18 protein-coding genes are annotated in these 20,854 nt (G+C 67.5%); 11 read left to right on the plus strand and 7 right to left on the minus strand.

Going from position 1 to position 20,854, the window contains the following annotated elements; translation table 11 throughout:
- Positions 1 to 134: 134 nt before the first annotated feature.
- The 3 genes from AC3A4E_RS03400 (at position 135) to AC3A4E_RS03410 (ending at position 6,475) form a co-directional block, all read left to right on the plus strand.
- On the plus strand, positions 135 to 2,438 hold the full coding sequence (locus AC3A4E_RS03400; protein ID WP_487630160.1) for a winged helix-turn-helix domain-containing protein: 2,304 nt from the start codon (positions 135 to 137) through the stop codon (positions 2,436 to 2,438).
- Positions 2,439 to 2,548: 110 nt separating this feature from the next.
- Positions 2,549 to 3,421: a helix-turn-helix transcriptional regulator gene (locus tag AC3A4E_RS03405; RefSeq protein WP_487630161.1), complete on the plus strand. Its 873-nt coding sequence runs from the start codon at positions 2,549 to 2,551 to the stop codon at positions 3,419 to 3,421.
- Between the two features lie 165 nt (positions 3,422 to 3,586).
- Entirely contained in the window at positions 3,587 to 6,475 is a 2,889-nt protein-coding gene (locus AC3A4E_RS03410) for a TonB-dependent receptor domain-containing protein (RefSeq protein ID WP_487630162.1), read from the plus strand.
- 259 nt (positions 6,476 to 6,734) lie between these two features.
- Here AC3A4E_RS03410 and AC3A4E_RS03415 read toward each other — a convergent pair whose 3' ends face one another.
- The 4 genes from AC3A4E_RS03415 to AC3A4E_RS03430 all read right to left on the minus strand — a co-directional run bounded on the left by AC3A4E_RS03415 (position 6,735) and on the right by AC3A4E_RS03430 (position 10,180).
- Complete coding sequence (locus AC3A4E_RS03415; RefSeq protein WP_487630163.1) at positions 6,735 to 7,244, minus strand: DUF3016 domain-containing protein; 510 nt, start codon at positions 7,242 to 7,244, stop codon at positions 6,735 to 6,737.
- A 154-nt stretch (positions 7,245 to 7,398) separates the two neighbouring features.
- Positions 7,399 to 8,868, minus strand: coding sequence for a hypothetical protein (locus AC3A4E_RS03420; RefSeq protein WP_487630164.1), 1,470 nt, complete (start codon positions 8,866 to 8,868; stop codon positions 7,399 to 7,401).
- Positions 8,865 to 9,785, minus strand: coding sequence for an ABC transporter ATP-binding protein (locus AC3A4E_RS03425; protein ID WP_487632004.1), 921 nt, complete (start codon positions 9,783 to 9,785; stop codon positions 8,865 to 8,867). Before AC3A4E_RS03425 ends, AC3A4E_RS03420 begins: the two co-directional genes overlap by 4 nt.
- A gap of 5 nt (positions 9,786 to 9,790) precedes the next feature.
- Positions 9,791 to 10,180, minus strand: coding sequence for a GntR family transcriptional regulator (locus AC3A4E_RS03430; RefSeq protein WP_487630165.1), 390 nt, complete (start codon positions 10,178 to 10,180; stop codon positions 9,791 to 9,793).
- A 127-nt stretch (positions 10,181 to 10,307) separates the two neighbouring features.
- Here AC3A4E_RS03430 and AC3A4E_RS03435 point away from each other — a divergent pair, with 127 nt between their 5' ends.
- The 3 genes from AC3A4E_RS03435 to AC3A4E_RS03445 all read left to right on the plus strand — a co-directional run bounded on the left by AC3A4E_RS03435 (position 10,308) and on the right by AC3A4E_RS03445 (position 12,788).
- Positions 10,308 to 10,970, plus strand: coding sequence for a murein L,D-transpeptidase catalytic domain family protein (locus AC3A4E_RS03435; RefSeq protein WP_487630166.1), 663 nt, complete (start codon positions 10,308 to 10,310; stop codon positions 10,968 to 10,970).
- A 129-nt stretch (positions 10,971 to 11,099) separates the two neighbouring features.
- A complete protein-coding gene (locus AC3A4E_RS03440) occupies positions 11,100 to 12,062 on the plus strand; it encodes a L,D-transpeptidase family protein (RefSeq protein WP_487632005.1) in 963 nt (320 codons plus the stop codon).
- A gap of 3 nt (positions 12,063 to 12,065) precedes the next feature.
- A complete protein-coding gene (locus AC3A4E_RS03445) occupies positions 12,066 to 12,788 on the plus strand; it encodes a M23 family metallopeptidase (RefSeq protein ID WP_487630167.1) in 723 nt (240 codons plus the stop codon).
- A gap of 96 nt (positions 12,789 to 12,884) precedes the next feature.
- Here the strand turns inward: AC3A4E_RS03445 and AC3A4E_RS03450 are convergent, their stop codons facing one another.
- A complete protein-coding gene (locus AC3A4E_RS03450; RefSeq protein WP_487632006.1) occupies positions 12,885 to 13,460 on the minus strand; it encodes a fasciclin domain-containing protein in 576 nt (191 codons plus the stop codon).
- A 249-nt stretch (positions 13,461 to 13,709) separates the two neighbouring features.
- Entirely contained in the window at positions 13,710 to 14,336 is a 627-nt protein-coding gene (locus AC3A4E_RS03455; protein ID WP_487630168.1) for an arylesterase, read from the minus strand.
- A 136-nt stretch (positions 14,337 to 14,472) separates the two neighbouring features.
- Between AC3A4E_RS03455 and AC3A4E_RS03460 the strand changes: the two genes are divergently transcribed.
- Positions 14,473 to 15,198 (plus strand): ABC transporter ATP-binding protein, encoded by a 726-nt coding sequence (locus AC3A4E_RS03460; protein WP_487630169.1) that lies wholly within the window; start codon positions 14,473 to 14,475, stop codon positions 15,196 to 15,198.
- Positions 15,195 to 17,723: an ABC transporter permease gene (locus AC3A4E_RS03465; RefSeq protein ID WP_487630170.1), complete on the plus strand. Its 2,529-nt coding sequence runs from the start codon at positions 15,195 to 15,197 to the stop codon at positions 17,721 to 17,723. Before AC3A4E_RS03460 ends, AC3A4E_RS03465 begins: the two co-directional genes overlap by 4 nt.
- A gap of 109 nt (positions 17,724 to 17,832) precedes the next feature.
- Here the strand turns inward: AC3A4E_RS03465 and AC3A4E_RS03470 are convergent, their stop codons facing one another.
- Positions 17,833 to 18,090: a hypothetical protein gene (locus AC3A4E_RS03470; RefSeq protein ID WP_487630171.1), complete on the minus strand. Its 258-nt coding sequence runs from the start codon at positions 18,088 to 18,090 to the stop codon at positions 17,833 to 17,835.
- Between the two features lie 206 nt (positions 18,091 to 18,296).
- On the opposite strand from AC3A4E_RS03470, the gene AC3A4E_RS03475 reads away from it, so the two are divergent.
- Genes AC3A4E_RS03475 through AC3A4E_RS03485 form a run of 3 tightly spaced genes read left to right on the plus strand, consistent with a single transcriptional unit; the run spans position 18,297 to position 20,756 of the window.
- Entirely contained in the window at positions 18,297 to 19,367 is a 1,071-nt protein-coding gene (locus tag AC3A4E_RS03475; protein WP_487630172.1) for a class I SAM-dependent methyltransferase, read from the plus strand.
- Positions 19,364 to 20,071 (plus strand): pseudouridine synthase, encoded by a 708-nt coding sequence (locus AC3A4E_RS03480; protein ID WP_487630173.1) that lies wholly within the window; start codon positions 19,364 to 19,366, stop codon positions 20,069 to 20,071. The genes AC3A4E_RS03475 and AC3A4E_RS03480 overlap by 4 nt, the downstream gene beginning before the upstream one ends.
- Positions 20,064 to 20,756, plus strand: a complete 693-nt coding sequence (locus AC3A4E_RS03485; protein WP_487630174.1) for an HAD family hydrolase — start codon at positions 20,064 to 20,066, stop codon at positions 20,754 to 20,756. The genes AC3A4E_RS03480 and AC3A4E_RS03485 overlap by 8 nt, the downstream gene beginning before the upstream one ends.
- The last annotated feature ends 98 nt before the right edge of the window (positions 20,757 to 20,854 follow it).

The raw sequence follows: 20,854 nt of genomic DNA on the forward strand, positions 1-20,854 counted from the left end.
GGATGCTGCGCAGCCTCGGGCCGACCCGAGGTGGCTTGATCCTGACCCGCGCGACGCTGTGCATGATCTGTCGTGGCATTGCACTTCATTCAGCCCGGGGTGACTAACCTCCCGACTCCTGAGCTGGTGTACCGATGTCAGATCCGATCCTCCCCGGCACCCGGTCGCATGCGCGGCTGCGTGTAGGTGCCGGTATCGTCGATCTCGCCACGCGCGAGGTCCGCATGCCCGATGCACGCCTCGCGCGCCGCGTGACGCCGAAGGCGATCGGTGTGCTGCGCGCGCTTGCACGCGTGCCGGGCGCCGTGGTGGGCCGCAACGAGCTGCTCGGTGAGGTGTGGCCCGACACGCTGCCGACCGATGATGTCCTGACGCAGGCCATCACCCAGCTGCGCAAGGCTTTCGGCAGCGGCTCGGTCGGTGCGGAGGCGGGCAAGCAGTACATCGAGACGATCGCCAAGGGCGGGTACCGGTTGACGGTGCCCGTCGAAGTGCTGGATCCGGTGCCGGACGCTAAGGAGGGTGTGGTCCGGGTTACCGATCCGGCATTCGATACGGCCTCGGTTCCTGCAGAGCTGGCGACGTCGCAGAGGCCGCAGCAACGGGGTTGGCTGTTGGCGGTCGCTGCCTTGCTGCTGGTCACGCTGGCAGTGCTGGGCACGTGGACTGCGTTCGAGGCCGCGCGGTTGCCACGGGATGCTTTGGCGGCAGGCCCCGGCCCGGCGCCCCTCAACCGGCCCTACCGGCTGATCACCAGCGGAGCTGGCTTCGAGCTGTCGCCCTCCCTGTCGCCCGATGCCTCGATGCTGGCCTACGCATCGACGGGGGGCGGGGGAGAGACGACGAGCGCCTCCAGGATTCTCGTGCAGACCACCAACAGTGCGTCGCCGCGTGCGCTGTCGCAGCCGCCGGAAGGCGCGCGTGATGACTTGCCGGCCTGGTCGCCGGACGGGCGCGAGATCGCGTTCGCGCGCTGGGCGGTCGACGGGTCGTGCCGCATCCTGCTGACCCCGGCCGCTGGTGCGGGCGGCGAGCGCGAGATCGCCCGCTGCGACGGCAGCGATCTGCTGAGCTTCGGCTGGTTGCCCGATGGCAGTGGGCTGCTGTTCGGCACGATGACCGGCGTTGAAGACGGGGGCCGTCTGCGGATTCTGGATCCGGTGCAGGGCCGCTGGCGGAACCTGGCGTATCCCGGTGCTCCCGGAGACATCGATTACGCACCGCAGGTGTCGCCGGACGGGCGCTGGATCGGCTTCATCCGCAATCCGCAGATGGGCGACCTGTGGCGGGTACCCGTCGAAGGCGGTACTCCGGAGCAGATCACGCGCCTGGGCGCGGAGTTGCGCGGCTGGGCGTGGGCGCCGGACGGGCGGACCATGGTGTTCGGTTTGCGCGTCGACAGCGAGGCGCGGCTCTACCGGGCCGATGTGAACGCAGGGACGATCGTCGACCTGGGCATCGAGGACGCGCAGGCGCCGGTGATCTCCCCGCGTACCGGCATGATGGCGTTCGTGCACCGGCGGCCGCAGTTCGGTCTGTACCGGGTCGACGGCAGCACGGGAGACTGGGGTCGGCTGTTTACGTCCAGTGGACGGGACTCTCAACCGACCTTGTCTCCGGATGGTTCACAACTCGTGTTCACATCCGACCGCGCAGGGCGTTTCGAACTGTGGTGGGCCCGTCTGGATACGCCCGATTCCCTGCGCCCGATCGAGGGTGTGCGGCCCGATACGCGGCAGCCGCCCGGATGGTCGGCAGACGGCACACGCCTGTTGATGACGGCGCTGGACGCGGACAACAGCCCGGTGGTTCTGGAAGTCGAGCCGTCCAGTGGGCGGGTGGAGCGACTCCCCGTTCCGTCCACCCGTCCTGCGCAGGCGATCTACGGGCCCGCAGGGACCTTGTTCGTGGTGGAAGAGACGGGTGCAGAGGGCGCGACGTCGCTCGTCGCCTATTCGCGCGATGGCTGGCGGGTTCTCGGACGTATCGACGGCGTGTCGCAGGTCCGGTTCGATGCAGTCCGGCAACGCCTGCTGTACACGCGGCTCGATGCCAGCGGCCTGTGGGCCACCGCTCCGACGCTCGACAAGTCCTCCATCGTGAGGTTGAGCACGTCGGTGCCGTCGCGATGGCGCTACCGCAGCTGGTCGCTGGCGGCCGACGGCAGCCTCGCATACCTCGACGCGACGCCCGCCTGTTGGACCCGGTTGTCCCGCTACGAGGTCGAAGGCTCCGGCTTGGCCCCTCTGGGCGAGGCCTGCGTGGATCCGGAAGTCCGCAGTGCCACCAACGGATTTTCTACGGGTGACGGCGCCTGGTACGTGTCGCTGGCGTCCGACGATGGCAGCGACATCGGATTCATGCGCTTGCCAGATGTATCGGAGGCGCCGGACGCGATCGCCAAGTGGTTGATGATGCTAAGGAAAAAGCCTTCGTAATTTCGTCGTAAAAGAATTCGCAGCAAATTCGGCAAACTCTAGGCGTGGGTTCGGGCAAGGCGTCCAGCACTCCCTCACAACGTCGGCATCCATTCCTTACGGGTGTCGGCATGTCGAACTGTGTATGGGCCGCTCGCGGCCAGTTGCTGTCCATCGATTCGTTGGAAGATGCTTCCGCGCGCTGCATCGGTGCGTCACGCCTCGGCGCCGTGCAGTTCTCCGCGCCAGTGTTCAATCTGTGGATCCAGGTGCGCGGCGAAGGCTGGATCGAATCGCGCGAAGGCCGTTTCCGGATGCGGCGTGGCGACTGGATGGCCTTCGAGCGCGAGTCGGCACCTCTGGTGCAGACCGGGCCGCAAGGGCTGTGCATCGGTATCGCCATGGATGCGAGTGCGCTTGAAGCGCTACAGGCCCTGAGCGACGGCAGTCTGTATACGGGCCGTGGCCGCTTGCCCGCACGCGAGATCCGGGTGCTGTTGCGCCTGTGGCGCGAGGCGGCGGAAGCCGGTGGTGAAGCATTGTCGATCCGCCCCCTCCTGCTGCAGCTCGCCCACGTGCAACGCGACCTGGCGGCCCGGGTGCGTCGTTGTCCGGGGCGTTCGCGGAGCCGCAAGCGTCAGGTGTTCGGCCGCATGCAGCGTGCCCATCTCTATCTGCAGGGCAACGCGGATCGCGTCGTGAGGATCAGTGAACTGGCCGATCTCACCAGCTTCTCGAACTGGTACTTCTCGAAAGCGTTCCACGCGCTGTACGACGAGAGCCCCCAGGCACTGTCGGTGCGGCTGCGGCTCGAGCGTGCCGCACAGCTGCTCCGCACCACCTCGATGATGGTCGGTGAGGTGGCGGCCGCGACAGGCTTCGATAACTGCTGCAGCTTTGCGCGTGCCTTCAAGAATCATCATGGAGTGCCTGCAAGCCGCTATCGCGGGAACGCGCGTCGGGCGCAGTCGATGAAGGCCAACGGAACCCTTGCCTCGGCTTAACACGCCCGTGTGACAGGCGTCGCGCAGCAAGGCCGCGTGACGTCCAGGCGACACACTCGGCAAAGCAAGAGAGGGGTGGCAGCAAGGCGGTGCGGGTCGTTCCAGACGTAACGTGCGAATGGCGTCTTAACGCCTCAGTAACGCACACACTCTGGAGAGAGAACTTTGAACAATTTTCGCACTCCCGCATTGCGGAAGGGCCTGCTGCCGGCTGCGATCCTCGCGGCTGTCGCCCCGGTAGCCGCGTTCGCGCAGGCACAGCCCGCGACCGGTACGACTGAGCTCGACCGCATCCAGGTCACGGGTTCGCGCATCCGCAAGGTGGATGTCGAGAACGCACAGCCGATCCAGACGATTTCGCGCACCGAGATCGAGAACCAGGGCTTCCAGTCCGTCGGCGACATCCTGCAGAACATCGCGGCGACCGGCAGCCCGGCGCTGAGCCGCTCCTCGCCGCTGAGTTCGGGCGAAAGCCCCGGCGGTACCTATGTGGACCTGCGCAACCTTGGTCCGCAGCGCACCCTGGTTCTGCTCAACGGACGCCGTCTGGGCGTCAACAACGATGGCCTGCAGGATCTTGCGACGATTCCGTCGTCCGCAGTCGAGCGCATTGAAGTGCTGAAAGACGGCGCCTCGTCGCTGTACGGCTCCGATGCGATCGCCGGTGTCATCAACGTGATCACGCGCCGCAACTTCGATGGCGCCGAGATGAATGCCTACATCGGCCAGTACGGCCAGGGCGACGGTCAGACCCAGTCGTTCGACTTCACCATCGGTGCACAGGGCGAGCGCAGCTCGATCGTGTTCGGCGCGCAGTACGACAAGGAAGAGCCGGTCTTCTCGAAGGATCGCTTCTGGGCGATCGACAGCTACCCCGGCTTCCCGTCCTACAGCTATTCGACGGTCGGCGCGATCGGCAACATCCGTAATCCGGCCAATCCCGCGCAGTGGCTGGTGCTCGGAGAAGGTGGCGACCCCACCAATCTCGCCGATTACCGTCCGCAGGTCGGCGGTCCGAACGGCGACACCAGCAACCCGGCCGAGCAGATGATGGCGAAGACCGGCATGGAGCGCACGTCGATCTTCACCAGCGCCGATTTCGACCTGACCGACAACCTGCGCCTCACGACCGACGCGAGCTTCAATCGTCGTGAAACCAGCGTGCAGGTGGCGGGCTATCCGCTGCAGAGCGCCGCGGTCGATGTGCAGACTCCGATCAGCGCCGACAGCTACTTCAACCCGACCGGTGAGGAGCTCGACTTCCGCCGCCGTGGCTCGGAAGTGCCGCGCACCACCGACCGTCGTCTCGACACGTACCGCTTCAGCGCTGCGCTCGAGGGTTCGTTCGAGGTTGGCGAGAAGTTCTTCGACTGGGATGCCGGCTACCTGTTCACCCGTGGTGACGCGACGATTCGCGGCCAGGGCGACTTCAACAAACTCGCAGTGCGTGACGCCGTGGGCCCGTCGTTCCTCAATGCCAACGGCGTCGTCCAGTGCGGCACTGTCGCCAACCCGATTGCGCTGGCGGACTGCACCCCGTGGAGCCCGGTCCTGAGCGAAGGCCCGAATTCCCTGGCCAACCCGGACATCCAGCGCCGCTTCTTCCTGATGGAGAACGCGACGTCCGAGACCACCACGCACAACTACTTCGCCAACATCAGCGGCACCCTCGCCACGCTCCCGGCCGGTGATCTGGCGTTCGCGGGTGGTCTGGAAAACCGTCGCGTGAGCGGTCGCTATTCGCCCGATGCGTTCGCGCAGACCGGCAACTCGACCAATCTGGCCGCACAGGAAACCTCGGGCGGCTACAGCGTCAACGAGGCCTACCTCGAGCTCGACATCCCGCTGCTGGCCAATGTGCCGGGTGCGCAGGAACTGGCCATCAACGTCGCCAGCCGTTACTCCGACTACGACGTGTTCGGTGACACCACCAACAGCAAGGCCAGCTTCCGCTGGAAGCCGATCGACGACGTGCTGGTCCGCGGCACCTGGTCGCAGGGCTTCCGTGCCCCGGCGGTCTCCGATCTCTACGGTGGTACCGGCCAGACCTTCGATTTCTACAGCGATCCTTGCGATACGGTGAACGGTTCCGCAGCGTCCAATCCCGAGGTGTACGCGCGCTGCGCCGCCGCCATCTCCGGCTATGCGGGTTACACCTATGTGGATGACGAGGATGGCAATGTCGGCTTCCAGCAGACCGGCCAGGGCGGCACTCTCTCCTACTCCGGCCAGACCGGCACGCCGTTCCTCAGCGGCTCCAACCCGGAGCTGACGCCCGAAACCTCGGTGAGCCGTTCGCTGGGCCTGGTGTACAGCCCGCAGTTCGTGACCGGCCTCGGCCTTTCGCTCGACTGGTGGAAGACGCGCATCGACAACGTCGTGACGGCGTTCTCGGCCAGCGGCATCCTCAACGACTGCTACGTCTACAACATCGACGCACAGTGCGGTTACTTCACCCGCGACGAGTCCACCGGCGTCGTCAACAACCTGACCCGTATCGGCCGCAATGCCGGCTTCATGGAAGTCGAGGGTTGGGATTTCGAAGCGAACTACAGGCTTCCCGAAACGAGTGTCGGCAACTTCAGTGTCAACTGGGCGACGACGTACTACAGCAACTACGAGACCAAGTCTGACAGCACGGACAACACGGTCCCGCAGCCGCAGGTCGGCTTCTACAACAACTTCCGGATCCGCTCGGTCGCGACTCTGAACTGGGAATACGGTGACTTCGGTGCCAGCTGGACCGCCCGCTACTTCTCGGGCACGAAGGAAGACTGCGTGATTCCGGGTCAGGTCTGCAGCCTGCCTGACTTCGTGACCCACGACGGTTTCGCGGTCCCGATGAACGAGATCGGCTCCAACACGTTCAACGACGTGCAGGTCCGTTGGAAGGCACCGTGGAATGCGACGGTCTCGGTCGGTGTGAACAATGTCCTGGATCGCACCGGCCCGGTCATGTTCACGCAGAACCTGATCGGTGCCAACGGCTACGCGTACTCGCCGTCGTTCGACATCGGTCGTTTCATGTACATGAAGTACCAGCAGCGCTTCTGATCCATCGAAGCCCTGTGTGAAACCGCTACGGCCCCGCAAGGGGCCGTAGTTTTTTCTGGAGTAGGGGGCGCAGCACGCGTGTCGACACGATCGTCCGGGGGTATTCGGGCGATCTTGGAATCCCTGGTTTCCAGAGCACAATGCGTGTAGCGCAGGGCGCGCCTCAGGGGATGCCGCACAAGCATATGAAGGCGGGCCGCTTGGCAATCCGGCACCTCATCCCGCAGTCGGGTGCAGGACTCGCCCCTCGACGTGCGCGTCAGCGCTGGGCGAGGACGGGCCGCAGATCGCGTCGCAGCCAGTCGTCGATCAACTGCTTCTCGTAGCGCAGCGAATCGCTGCCCAGACGGGTCCCTGCGCGGTCGAGGAAGCCCAGGTCACGCAGGTCGCGTGCGCCTTCGGCGACGACCGTGCCCGACGCGTCGCGCAGCACGAAATCGAGATCGATCCGCGGCGGGTAGTGGTTCTTGATGATCCGCACGTGGTCCATCTGCGGGCCGCGCCACGGTTCGTACATGCCTGCGCGGCGGATGTCGCGGATGGTCACGTCCAGCGTGGTGCCTGCGGGCAGTTCGCGTTCGGCACGCTGGCGGACGTATTCGGCGAGCTGCACGACCCAGTTGCCACGGCGCGCTTCCCAGCGGTTGCCGCTGAGCCGGATATCAGAGAACGCTTCAGGATCGGTCCACTGCACGGCCACCGGGCTGTCGCCCGTCAAGTTGCGCGACAGTTCCGGATTGGTGACGTCGTTGCCGGCAAGTGCCGGCATAGCGAGGGCACTCAGTGAGGCAGCGAGCAAAAGGGGCAGTGATCGGAGGTGCATCGCGATGACTTCCTCGTGTGCGGCGGCCCGCACAGCACTTGTGGACTGGAGCCCGAGCATGCGCTGGATGGGCTTAACCGGCGGTCAAGATTGCAGATCGTCACTGGAGCAGAAACGGGTGCGCTCTGGCTCGGTAGTGCTGCAGCGTCTCGTGCGCCATCACCAGATAGGCCGAAATCAGCAAGGGCCACACGATGAGCAGTGCCGGGATGAAGCGCGTCTCCGGGATACGGAAGAAGCCGAGGGTCATGGTGATCGTCGATAGGACAATCAGCGGCACCAGCATCAGCAAAGCGCGTCTGGAGACGAGGGATCGGCCGGCCAAGGCCCGCAGGCACAGCATCAGGCTAGCGGCAGCTACACCCATCCACATGACGCCCATCAACAAGAGCTGGGTGACCAGGGGCTGCCGTGTCCCTGCGGCCAGGGCCAGACCGGCTAACATGAAAATCAGCAGCCGTGCCAGGCGCCTCAGCATCAACCCGAGCATGGTCCGCCGCGCGGCGTCCGGGCTGCCCAGGCCGGGCAGCAGCGCCAGCTCCGATTGGGGGCCCGAGGCTCTCTGCTGTTGCAACTGCACCCCTCTGGCGAGCAGCCAGCCGTAGGCCAGTGAACCGCCTACGCCGCCCCAGAGCACGGCGTCGCGCATGTAGGACAGGCTCGTCGCCGATAGCGGGTTTGCCACTAGGATCAGGACCACAAATGCCAACAGTCCCCATTGCTTCATGGCATCGCGCGGGGGGCGCTCGCCGAGGTCGCCGCCGAAGCACGCGCCGATCGCAGCGCCGATATCATGCGGGCCGGCATGGTCAGCGCGCATGCGCGTGTTCTGGCCGACGACGGATACCTGACGGGTGTCCGCATCGCGCTGCGGCGACGTCGGCACGTCCTTGTCGGCTGCAATCGCGGTGTGGTTGAGCACCATCGCGCGTTGCCATCGGCGCAGGCGTTCGGGTTCGCACGCACCGGCCACGACGCGCCAGCGCCAGGCGACCAGAGCGGCAGTCAGCCCGATGCAGGCCAGCGCTGCCGTGGGCGGAAACGCATGCAAGCGGAACTGTGCGCCGAACCAGGTCGCAACCGTTTCCGCGAGCGTCGGTCCCACAATCGGCAGCATCAACAGCGCCCAGGCGAACGGCGCCGGGCTGAGCGCTGCCAGCAGTCCCCAGAGCGCTGCAATGACTGGCAAGCTCAGGGCCCAGATCGGCGTCACGCCGGACCACGCGAAGAAGAGGCCGGGAACCAGGACGGTCACCATCGTCACGATCGCCAGGGCGCGCGTGACGGTGGACGCGATTCCCGGCAAACGGAGGCTCTCGGCCTTCGACTGCATCAATGCCAGGCGACCCACCCACATGTGCCAGATCAGCGCGATGCTCATGAGCGGAAACGGCATCAGGTAGATCGTCGCGCTTGTAGCGTCGTGCGCAGTACGTGGACCGAAAACCATGATCGACAGCATCAGCACACACGGTACGAGTGCCCATATCCGGAGTCGAAGCGGGATCGCGGCCTGGAGGAGAGCCAGCACCTTCCATCGCAGGTGCGCACGCGTGCGGACGGCGCTCACGCCGACACCTCGATGAAGAGATCCTCCAGCGGCAACGCTTCGGCGCGCACCCCCGGCACCTGGACCAGGTCCGGCCACGGCGCGTCCTCGCCGCGCAGCACGGTGATCGACACGCCCCCGTAGGGATGCGGGCGACGCGAGACTTCGCCGGGCACGTCGTCGCGCAGTTGCGCGGCGACCGCCTCGGGGACGTGCAGGCGCAAGTTGCGCTCCTTGAGGCTGTCGAGCTCGCTGTGCAGCAGCAGTCGGCCTTCGTGCAGGAAGGCGACGTGCGAGGCGACGCGCTCAAGATCGGACACGATGTGGGTCGAGAACAGCACGGTAGTGCCGGACTCGCCCGCGCGCGACGCGATCTCGCGAAGCAGTTCCCGACGTCCGACCGGGTCCAGCGCCGAGGCCGGTTCGTCGAGCACCAGCAGTTCCGGCTGCGGGGCCAGGGCGCGGATGATCGCCACGCGCTGTCGCTCGCCGGGCGAGAGCCTCGCTAGCAGTTTCCTGCGCGGCAGTTGCCAGCGGTCGAGCGTCGCGTCGACGTAGGCCGCGTCCCAGCGCGGGTAGAAGCGGCCAATGAAGTCGAGCATCTCGCCGACCTCCAGCCATGCCATCGCTTCGGGTTGCTGGGGCACGTAGCCCAAGCGCTGCTTGGCCGCATCGCCCATGCGCAGCGCCGGTTCGCCCCAGACGGTCACGGTGCCGGCATCGGGTTCGATCAGACCGAGCATCGCGCGGATTAGGGTGCTCTTGCCTGCCCCGTTGCGGCCGATCAGGCCGAGTACCGTGCCCGGCTCAACAGCCAGAGACACACCCTTGAGCACGCTTTCGTGGTCGTACTGTTTGATCAGGCCGTCTGCCGCGAGCGGCGCGGCGCCGCCGAGCGCAGCCGGCATGGCGACAACGGAAACGGAACGGTCGAGCATCGTGTTCATGGCAGGTCCTCCGTGAGTCGGGTCTTGAGGCGGTCGAGCAGGGCGTCGGCCGGCAGTTCGAGTTCGCGCGCCTGGCGTGCCAGCGCGTCGAGTGCGGGATCGATCAGCGCCCAGCGCGCGGCGAGATCGGGTGGCGCGGCGAGATCGGCGACGACCATCCCCTTGCCACGCAGCCGCAGCAGCACGCCCTCGGCCTCGAGCTGGCTGTACGCCTTGGACACGGTCATCGGATTGATCGCGTGCAGCCCGGCCACATCGCGCACCGAGGGCAGGCTCTCGCCGGGGCGCAGCACACCGCCCGCGACCAGCCGCCGAATCTGACCGGTGATCTGCCGGTACAGCGGCTCGGCGGCATTGGGCTGGATCGAGAGCAGGCTTGCGTCCATGTGTATCAATACAACAATACACTTGGACGGGTGTCAAGCGCTCGGGGTGGATACGCGCGGGAAGTCAGGCGGTGTCGAGTGGGGGGAAGCCGTTGGACGTGCCCCCGCCAGCGCTAAGCTTTGCCGCATGCGCACCCTCATTCTTCGGGCACTGCTGATGCTGTCGCTACTGGCGACGTCATCGATGCTGCAGGCTGCCGACGCCACGCTCGACACCCTGTCCGCCGCCGCGCCGGCGCTCGATCGCGACGTGCTGTCGCTCGCACTCGATGCGCGCGCATGCGCGGCGCGCGATCACGAGGTCGGACGCCGGCTCGCGGTCATCGACTACTCGCGCCCTTCGACCGACGTCCGCATGTGGATCTTCGATGTGCAGACCGGGCGCCTGCTGCATGCCGAGCATGTCGCGCATGGCCGCGGCAGCGGCGACAACGTGCCCACGGTGTTCTCCGATGTCGAAGGCAGCTACCAGTCGAGCCTCGGCCTGTTTTCGACGGCCGAAACCTACACCGGCCAGAACGGGTATTCGCTGCGCATGGATGGACTGGAGCCCGGCATCAACGGCCGTGCGCGCGAGCGGTTGATCGTCATGCATGGCGCCGATTACGTGGATCCGGAACAGGCGCGTCGGCAGGGCCGGCTCGGGCGCAGCTGGGGCTGTCCCGCCGTGCGTGACGAAGTGGCGCAGGCGGTGATCGACGATCTCAAGGACGGCCAGCTGCTGTTCGCCTACGCCAACGATCCGGCGTGGCGGCGCGACTCGACATTGCTGCGCTGCCCGGCACGCTGAACGGTCCGCGCGCGGCTTCACGCGGTTGGCGCGCGCGCGCCGGGAGCATGCGGCGTATCGAGCCCAAGGAATGACGCCATGCCCGCCCACTGGATCCGCACCGCCCACGCGCCTGTCTGCGCATTCGCCATGCTGCTGGTCGCAGCGCCCGCGGTTGCGCAGGACGCCTCCGCACGCGATGACATCGCGCAGAGCGCCGAGGCGTCTGCGGCGCTAACGGCTGAATCGGTCAATGCAGCGGACATGGACGCCGGTGACGCGGCGATGCTGCGCACGCAGGTCCTGCTAGATCGCGTGCATTTCTCGCCCGGCGAGATCGACGCGCGCGGTGGCACCAACACCACGCGTGCGATCGCCGCGTTCCAGCGTTTTCGCGGCATCGAGAGCAGCGGCACGCTCGATGCGCGCACCTGGGACGCGTTGACCGGTGACGCGGCGCCCGCGCTGCTCGCGCACACGTTGACCGCCGAAGACGTCGCCGGTCCATTCGTCGCGGTGCCCGACGACATGATGGCGCAGTCCAAGCAGGACGCCCTCGGCTTCGAGAACGTCGTCGAAGCCCTCGGCGAACGCTTCCATGCATCGCCCGCGCTGCTGCGCCGGCTCAATCCCAGCAGCGACTTCAAGGCCGGTACGCGCATCGTCGTGCCGAACGTCACCGAGGCCGCGCCGCTGGCCGAGCCCGCGCGCGTGGTCGTGAGCAAGTCGGATTCGGTGGTGCGTCTGGTCGATGCCGGTGGCAAGGTCTATGCGCAGTTCCCCGCTTCCACCGGCACCGAGCGCGATCCGCTGCCGATCGGCGAGTGGAAGATCGAAGGCGTCGCCACCGACCCGACCTTCCACTACAACCCGGACCTCTTCTGGGATGCCGATCCTTCGCACGCGAAGGCCGCGCTGCCGGCCGGCCCGAACAATCCGGTCGGCACGGTGTGGATCGATCTGTCGAAGCCGCATTACGGCATCCACGGCACGCCCGAGCCGCAGAACATCGGCAAGACCCAGTCGCACGGCTGCATCCGCATGACCAACTGGAGCGCGCGTCGCGTTGCCGATGTGGTCAAGCCGGGTACGGTCGCGCTGCTCGAGGAGTAAGCCATGAAGCGGCCGGGCACATGGATTGCGCTGATCGCCGTACTGCTGCTTGCGAACATCGCATGGTTCGTCTGGAAGGGCGGGCCACTGTTCGAGCAGGGTGGCAACCAGCCTGGCGATGTTTCAGAAAGCGTGCCCGCAGAGCCGCCCGGCGTCCCTGTAGTGTCCGATGTCACGTCCGCACGTTCCGGCACAGTGGCGCTCGGTGCGCCGGTCGCGGCGCCGCCGGCGAGGCCGCCCATCCCTGCATCTGTCACCGGCTCCGAATCGGCCGAAGGGTTGTTGCTGCCCGTGCAGGGCATCGCCATCACCGACATCCACGACACCTTCGGCGATGCACGCGGCAGCGAGCGCCAGCACGAAGCGCTGGACATCATGGCGCCGACCGGCACGCCGGTACTCGCGGTCGCCGACGGCACGATCGAGAAGTTGTTCACCAGTGATCGCGGCGGACTGACGATCTACCAGTTCGAGCCCAGCGGGCAGTTTTCGTACTACTACGCGCATCTGCAGGCGTACGCGCCCGGCCTGGCGGAGGGTGCGACGGTGAAGCGCGGCGACGTGCTGGGCACCGTCGGCAGCACCGGCAACGCGGATGCTGCCGCGCCGCATCTGCACTTCGCGATCTTCCAGCTGACGCCGGAAAAACAGTGGTGGACCGGGACACCGGTCAATCCGTATCCGCTGTTGCGTGCGGCGGATGGCACGGCCGCGCCGTCGCGGTAACCCGCAACGATCGCGCGACAAAAAAAGGCGGCCCGAGGGCCGCCTTCTTCGTGTCTGCAGAACGGAACAACCGTTTCGCAATTCGTGCGTGCGCCGTTACGGCATCAGCACCGTATCGATCACATGGATCACGCCATTGCTCTGACGCACGTCGGCCGTGGTGACGCGAGCCACGTCGCCCTTGGCGTCGGTCAGCGTGACGGTCTGACCATCCAGCTTCGCGGTCAGCTCGGCGCCTTCCACAGTCTTGAGCATGGCGCTGCCGCCACCGGCCTGGATCTGCTGCACCAACGCTGCGGCATCGATGTTGCCCGGCACCACGTGATAGGTCAGCACCTTGGTCAGGTCGGACTTCATTTCCGGCTTCAGCAGGCCGTCGACGGCACCGGCCGGCAGCTTCTCGAACGCCGCGTTGGTCGGCGCGAACACAGTGAACGGGCCGGGACCCTTGAGGGTATCGACGAGGTCGGCGGCCTGGACGGCAGCGACCAGCGTGGTGTGGTCCTTCGAGGTTGCAGCATTGGTGACGATGTCGCGGTCGGCGAACATCGGCGCGCCGCCGACCATCGGGTTGTCGGTCTGCGCGGTGGCATCGGCTTCGGCGGACATCGCCGGATCCGTGGCCGTGGCGACCGGCGGTGCGGTGACCGGGGCTTCGGCCGGCGGCGGCATCGTGGCAGCGGTGGAGTCGGTGGCGGCGTCCTTCTGGCATGCAGTGAGGGCGGCGATCGAGGCGAGCAGCATCGTGGCGAGCAGAGTGCGCTTCATGGTGTTTTTCTCAGAAATCGTCCGGAGACGGTGAGGTGACCCGCCGCACATTGCGACGGATTCACCCCTCTCTACGCGCCTGGAAGGCCCGCTGGATGCATCACGCGATCCTTACATTTGCGGCGCTGCGGACGGCGCCCGGAGCGCGCCTGTTCAGTCCAGCAGCGGCTGCAGTGCGGTCCACACATGGTCGAGCAGCTGCCCCTGCACCGCGGCGGTCGGGTGCAGATTGTCGTCCTGGAAATTCCCGCGATCGCTGGCGATCGGTTCGAGCAGGAAGGGCAGCAACGCGGTATCGAAGGTCTTCGCCAGCAGGCGGTAGTTGTCCTCGAAGCCGCGCGTGTAGTCGGCGCCGAGATTCGGCGGCATGCGCATGCCAACCAAGAGCACCTTGGCGCCCACGTGCTGGGACGCGCCGATCATCCGCGCGAGGTTGCGGCGCGCATCGGCCAGCGGCAGGCCACGCAGTCCGTCGTTGGCACCGAGCGCGATGATCACGATGTCGGGCTGCTCGCGGACCACCGCCTCCGCAATCCGCGATGCGCCGCCCGCACTGGTCTCGCCTGAGATGCTCGCGTTGACCACGCGCCAGCCGGGCGTATCGCGCTGCAGGCGCTGCTGCAGCAGCGACACCCAGCCCTCGCCGGCGGACATGCCATAGCCCGCGGAGAGTGAATCACCCATGACCAGAATGGTCTTCGCCGCGCCGCCGGGCTGCGCTGCAGGTGACGCCGACTGCGCCTGTGCTAGAACGGGCAGTGCCAGCAGGCACGCCAACATCCAGCGCATCCACCGCGCTTGCATCCGGCGGCGCGCGGCCGCAGTTCCCTCAATCATTCCCACATCTCCGGTCGGTCCGGCGACGCCGCTGCTTGGCGACGTGCGCGGCGCTGGTTCGATACATCGAAGGATATCTATGCACGACGGCACCCCCACGCAAGATGAAACCGCACGCGCCGGTCATGCACTCGACGTCACGGCGCTGGGCAAGCGGGTCGCACTGCCGTCGGGCGAACTGACCATCCTGCAGGACGTCGGGTTCCGCATTGGCCACGGCGACACGGTGGCGATCGTCGGCGCGTCGGGTTCGGGAAAGAGCACGCTGCTGTCGCTGCTCGCCGGTCTCGATACGCCGAGTACCGGCACCGTCGTGCTCGATGGCGCGCCGATCTCCACGCTCGACGAGGACGGTCGCGCGAAGGTGCGCGGCGAGAAGGTCGGCTTCGTGTTCCAGAGCTTCCAGCTGCTGCCGTCGCTGACCGCGCTGGAGAACGTGATGCTGCCGCTGGAACTGCGCGGCGATCGCGAAGTGGAAGTTCCGGCGCGCGACGTGCTCGCGCGCGTGGGCCTTTCCGAGCGCCTCGGCCATTACCCGCGTCAGCTGTCCGGCGGCGAGCAGCAGCGCGTGGCACTCGCGCGTGCGTTCGTGACCCGGCCGTCGCTGCTGTTCGCCGACGAGCCCACCGGCAACCTCGACACCGCGACCGGCCAGTCGATCATCGAACTGCTGTTCGCACTCAATGCAGACGCCGGCACCACGCTGGTGCTGGTCACCCACGACGATCATCTGGCGCAGCGCTGCAAGCGCCGCCTGCGCATCGACAGCGGCCGTCTCGTTGCCGACGAGGCGATGACCGCATGAGGACCGCCGCGCTCGCGTGGCGCCAGCTGCGCCGCGATTTCAAAGCCGGCGACATCCGCATTCTGTTCGCCGCACTGGTACTCGCGGTCGTCGCGGTGACTGCAGTGGGCTTCGTCACCGACCGCGCCGAACGCGCGCTGGCGATCGAAGCCAATCGTCTGCTCGGCGGCGATGCGGTCGTGCGTGGCGACGCGCCGATCGAAGGCGCGATCCGCGATGCGTCCAAGGCCGCGGGTCTCGAAGCCGTCGACACGATCGAACTCGACAGCATGATCCGCGTCGGCGCGGGCAACACCGCGACCCTGCAACTGGGTGACGTGCGCGCGCTCGGTGACGGTTTTCCGCTGCGCGGCAGTTTCCGCATCGCCGGCGCCGATGGTGTCGAGCGCGATGCCGAGGCCGTGCCCGAACCCGGCACTGCATGGATGAGCCGCGCCGGCGCCGACACGCTGGGCGCGTCGGTCGGCGACACCGTGTTTCTCGGCGACCGCAGTTTCCGCCTGACCGCGCTGGTGCTGCAGGAACCGGATGCGTCGATCGATTACTTCAACGTCGCGCCGAAGGTCTTCCTGCACCTGTCCGACCTGGAAGCGACTGGCCTGATCCAGCCGGGCAGTCGCATCCGCTATCGCCTGGTGATCGCCGGTGACGCGAACGCCGTCGACAGCTTCGCCAACGCCGCGCGCGCGAACATCGGCCGCGGCCAGCGCGTCGAAACCATCGGCGATGCGCGCCCGGAAGTGCGTTCCTCGCTCGATCGCGCCGGCCGCTTCCTCGGCCTTGCTGCGCTGGTGTCGGTGATCCTCGCCGCGGTCGCCGTGGCAATGGCCGCGCGCCAGCATTCGGCGCGGCATCTGACCTCCGTCGCGGTGATGCGCTGCATGGGCGCGCAGCAACGCACGCTGGTCGGCATCCATGTCGGCGAACTGCTGTTGCTCGGCGTGATCGCCTGCACCCTGGGTGTCGTCATCGCCTTCGGTCTGCAGTGGGGCATCGGTCGCTGGCTGGAATCGTTGCTGGGCCTGTCGATTCCGTCTGCGGGGTGGATGCCGGCGCTGCAGGGTTACGGCGTTGGCCTCGTCGTGCTGATGGCCTTCGGCGCGCCACCGGTGCTCGCGCTCCGCCGCGTGCCGGCGTTGCGCGTGCTGCGGCGTGATCTCGGCGGTTTCGAGCCGAGTGCGTGGCTGGTCGGCGGCGCCGGGTTCGTCGGCCTCGCCGCGCTGCTGTGGTGGAAGGCGGGTTCGGCGACGCTCGGTGGCGCGATGCTCGCGGGTATCGCGGCGACGTTCGCCGTACTCGCACTGCTGGCCTGGGGCCTGATCCTGCTGGTGCGCGCGCTGCGGTCGCGGCTGCGCGGTAGCCTGCGTTACGGCCTGGCCAATGTGAGCCGGCGCGCGGGCACCAGTGTCGCCCAGGTCACCGCGCTCGGGCTCGGCCTGATGGCGCTGCTGCTGCTGACCTTCGTGCGCACCGATCTGCTCGACCGCTGGCAGCTCGCGATCGGCCAGGACGCGCCGAACCGCTTCATCATCAACGTCCAGCCCGACCAGCTCGATCCGGTGCGTGCCTTCATCGCCGATCAGGGCGTCGATGCACCGGTGCTGTTCCCGATGATCCGCGCGCGTCTGGTCGAGCGGAACGGTGAGCCGGTGCGCGGCGAAGACTATGCCGGCCGCAGCGGCGACGAGGCGCAGGACCGCCAGGCGCAACGTCGCGCCGAGCGCGAGTTCAATCTCTCGATGCAGAGTGATCTGCGCGACGACAACCGGGTCACGGCCGGCACATTCTGGGGCGAGACCGCGCCGGCGACGCCGGAGATCTCGGTCGAGGAAGGCTTCGCCAAGGATCTGGGCTGGCAGCTCGGCGACCGCATCGTCTTCGACATCGCTGGCCAGCGTTTCGAAGCACCGATCACGAGTTTCCGCAGCATCGAGTGGGAGAGCTTCCGGCCGAACTTCTTCGTCGTCGCCTCCCCCGGCGCGCTGGATGCGTATCCCGCCAGCCACATCACCGCGGTCCGCGTGCCGACCGACACACCGCGCTTCACCGCCGATCTGGTGCAGCAGTTCCCGAACCTGTCGGTGGTCGACATCGACGCGGTGCTGACCCAGGTGCGCAGCACAGCCGATCAGGTCTCGACGGTGGTGCAGGTGGTGTTCTGGTTCTCGCTCGCGGCTGGCGTGCTGGTGCTGCTGGCGGCTGTCAGTGCGAGTCAGGACGAGCGTCTGCTCGAAGGCGGCGTGATGCGCGTACTCGGTGGCAAGCGTGCACAGCTGCGCCTCGCGCAGGCGTCGGAGTTCGCAGCAATCGGTCTGCTGGCGGGACTGGTCGCGTCGATCGCGGCGTCAGTGCTGGCGGGCGTGATCGCGGTGCAGGTGTTCGATCTGCCGTGGACGCCGAACTGGGCGCTGGCCGCGGCCGGCGGTGGCATCGGCGTGCTGATGACGCTGCTCGCCGGCTTGTGGGCGACGCGCAAGGTGCTGGATGCGCCGCCTTCAGTGACGCTGCGCGCGCTGCAGGACTGATCGACGGCGCGCCGCGCGCAGTGTGCGGCGCGATGTGGTCGTCACGGTGTTGCCGGAGCGCCGCATCCTGCGCCCGGCTGGGGCGCAGGCGACGGCGGCGGTTCGACGCTCAGTCGACCGCAGTCTCGGTCGCACCGAAGCGCCGCGCATAGTCGCGTTCGCCGCTGACCCGTTGGACTTCCCCGGTCGACACATCCGGCGCGCCGTAGACCGCATACGCAACGTCATCGCCGCTGCGGCCGACCGCATGGAGGCGATAACGCGAGTGCCCGCTGCCGGTTTCGGGCGGGTAGTGCACCGGCGGCTCGGTGCCGTCGAGGTCGAGTTCGTTGTTGTCGATGACACCGCCGACGAACAGTGCGCGCATCGGAATCTCCCGGACTGTGGACAGGATTGGAGACTGCGCGGGCGGATGTTCGGGAAAGCTCAAGATCGCGTTGGGATTCGATTGCGCCGCAGCCTTCCGTACAGGTGCACACGCGGTGCATGCGCTGGGCAGGCCGGTCCTGGAACGATGCCGGCAGGCTGCCGGTTAGAATCCGCGTCCCGATCTTCCTCGCGTGCGTACCCGCCTTGTCGCAGTCCGATCCCGCCCTCGACGCCTTGTTCCTGCCGCTCGAACACCGCCAGATCCCCTGGCCCGACGACGGCGCACTGTTCCTGCGCGCGCGTCCGGGCGTGCCGACGACCGGTGGCCGCTGGCCGGGTCTGGTCTGCGAACAGAGCCTCAAGCCACTGCATGTGGCCCTGCAGCGCGCCGGTCTCGAGGTGCTGCCCGGCGACGACGGTGATGTCGCATTGCCGCGCAAACCGCTCGTGCTGGTGCTGCCGCCGCGTCAGCGCGACGAGTCGCGCGCGGTACTTGCGCGTGCGCTGCAGACGGTGACGCCAGGCGGCTGGGTGCTGGCCAGCGTGTCCAATGACGCGGGCGCGAAGTCCGCGCAGGATGATCTCGCGAGGCTCGCCGGCAACATCGGCGCATTGTCGAAGCACAAATGCCGCGTGTTCTGGGCGCAGGCCGGTGACACCGTCGACACCGCGCTGGTCGAGAGCTGGGCCACGCTGGACCGTCCACGCGACGTGCTCGGCGGCCGTTTCCAGAGCCGCCCGGGCGTGTTCGCCTGGGACCGCATCGATCCCGCGTCCGCGCTGCTGGCATCGCACTTGCCGAGCACGCTGGCCGGGCGCGGCGCCGATCTGGGGGCTGGTTACGGCTATCTGTCCGCCGAACTGCTGCAGCGTTGCAAGGGCATCACTGCGCTGGACGTTTTCGAAGCGGAAGGTCGCGCGCTGACACTGGCCCGCCGGAATCTGGATGCACTCGGCGCGGGCGCGACGCTGGCTTATCACTGGCACGACGTCACCACCGGCGTGCCGCAGGGCTATGACTTCATCGTCAGCAATCCGCCGTTCCATGCGCACGGCCGCGAAGGCCGGCCCGACATCGGACGCGCGTTCATCGGCGCCGCTGCAGTCGCGTTGAAACCAGGCGGCGCCTTGTGGCTGGTCGCCAACCGCCATCTTCCGTACGAGGAAGTGCTTGATTCGCGCTTCAGCGAGGTCAACGAGATCGCGTCCAGCGGCGCGTTCAAAGTGATCCATGCGGTGCGCGCACGCGCGACGCCGGCGAGGCACCGCGCATGAAGCTGGTCAAACTGCTCGCCAATCTCGGCTACGGCAGCCGCAAGCAGGTCGCGTGGATGTTCCGCGAAGGCCGGGTCACCGATGCGGCCGGCGATGTGCTGTATGCCGACGACCAGGTCGGCCATGCCGACGTGCGCGTCGACGGCGAACCGCTCGATCCGCCGCTCGGCCTGACGCTGCTGATGCACAAGCCGCCCGGCTACACCTGTTCGACCAAGGACATCGGACGCCTGGTCTACGACTTGTTGCCGCCGCGTTTCCGGCTGCGATCGCCGGTGCTGTCGACGGTCGGTCGACTCGATCGCGAGACCAGCGGCCTGCTGCTGTTCACCGACGATGGCCAGTTGCTGCACCGGATCATCTCGCCGAAGGCCGCGTTGCCGAAGGTCTACGAGGCCACGCTCGCCGAGCCGTTGCGCGGCAACGAAGCCGTGCTGTTCGCCAGCGGCGCGATGCTGCTGGAGGCGGACAACACCCCGTTGAAGCCGGCAGTGCTCGACGTGCTGTCGCCGACGCAGGCGCGACTGACGATCACCGAAGGTCGTTATCACCAGGTGCGGCGCATGTTCGCCGCGGTGGGCAACCACGTCGTCGCGCTGCATCGCAGCCGCGTCGGCGGACTTGCGCTCGATGATCTGCCGGAAGGCGCATGGCGTGCGCTCGATGCCGCCGATATCGAGAGGCTGATGGCCGCGCATGGCTGAGATCGCGCCGCTGCCGTTCCGGCCCGCGGCGGTGATCTTCGACATGGACGGGCTCATGCTCGACAGCGAGCGCGCGATTCTCGATTGCTTCCGCGAGGCTGCGGCAGAGCAGGGCGCAGACATCGAGCCCGAGTGGTGGCTGGGCATGACCGGCCGTGGAGATGCGGTCTGTCGCGCGTTGCTGACCGATCGTGTCGGCACGACGGTCACGTCTGAATTGCTGGGGCGCGGGCAGGCGCGTTACGTGGCCATGGCGGAGGCGGGCTTGCCGCACCGGCCGGGCGTCGTCGCGCTGCTCGATCTGCTCTCGTTGCACGCCATGCCGCGCGCAGTCGCGACGTCGACACGTGCACCGTTGGCACAGCGCAAGCTTGAAGCGGCGGAACTGCTCGGATACTTCGACGTGGTCTGTACCAGCAGCGATGTCGCGCATCCCAAGCCTGCGCCGGATGTCTATCTGCTCGCCGCCGAGCGTCTCGGCGTGCCGCCGGCGCAGTGCCTGGTGCTGGAGGACTCGCCGACCGGTGTACGCGCTGCACTCGCCGCCGGCATGACCGTGGTGCAGGTGCCGGATCTGCTGGCGCCGGACGACGACGTGCGTGCGCTCGGGCATCGCATTGTGGACTCGCTGGAGGATGCGCAGGTGCTGCTGGCGCCATGGTTGCCGGTGACGACGGCTGTCTGATCGCAGCGGCAGGGGACCACCCGCAAAGGCCACTGCGTGTTCGAGCCGAACCCACACAGGTCCGCTGGCAGGTGAATTCGGCTTCGTCGGCAGGCGTT

Source organism: Luteimonas sp. Soil_N_1 (genome assembly GCF_057656255.1).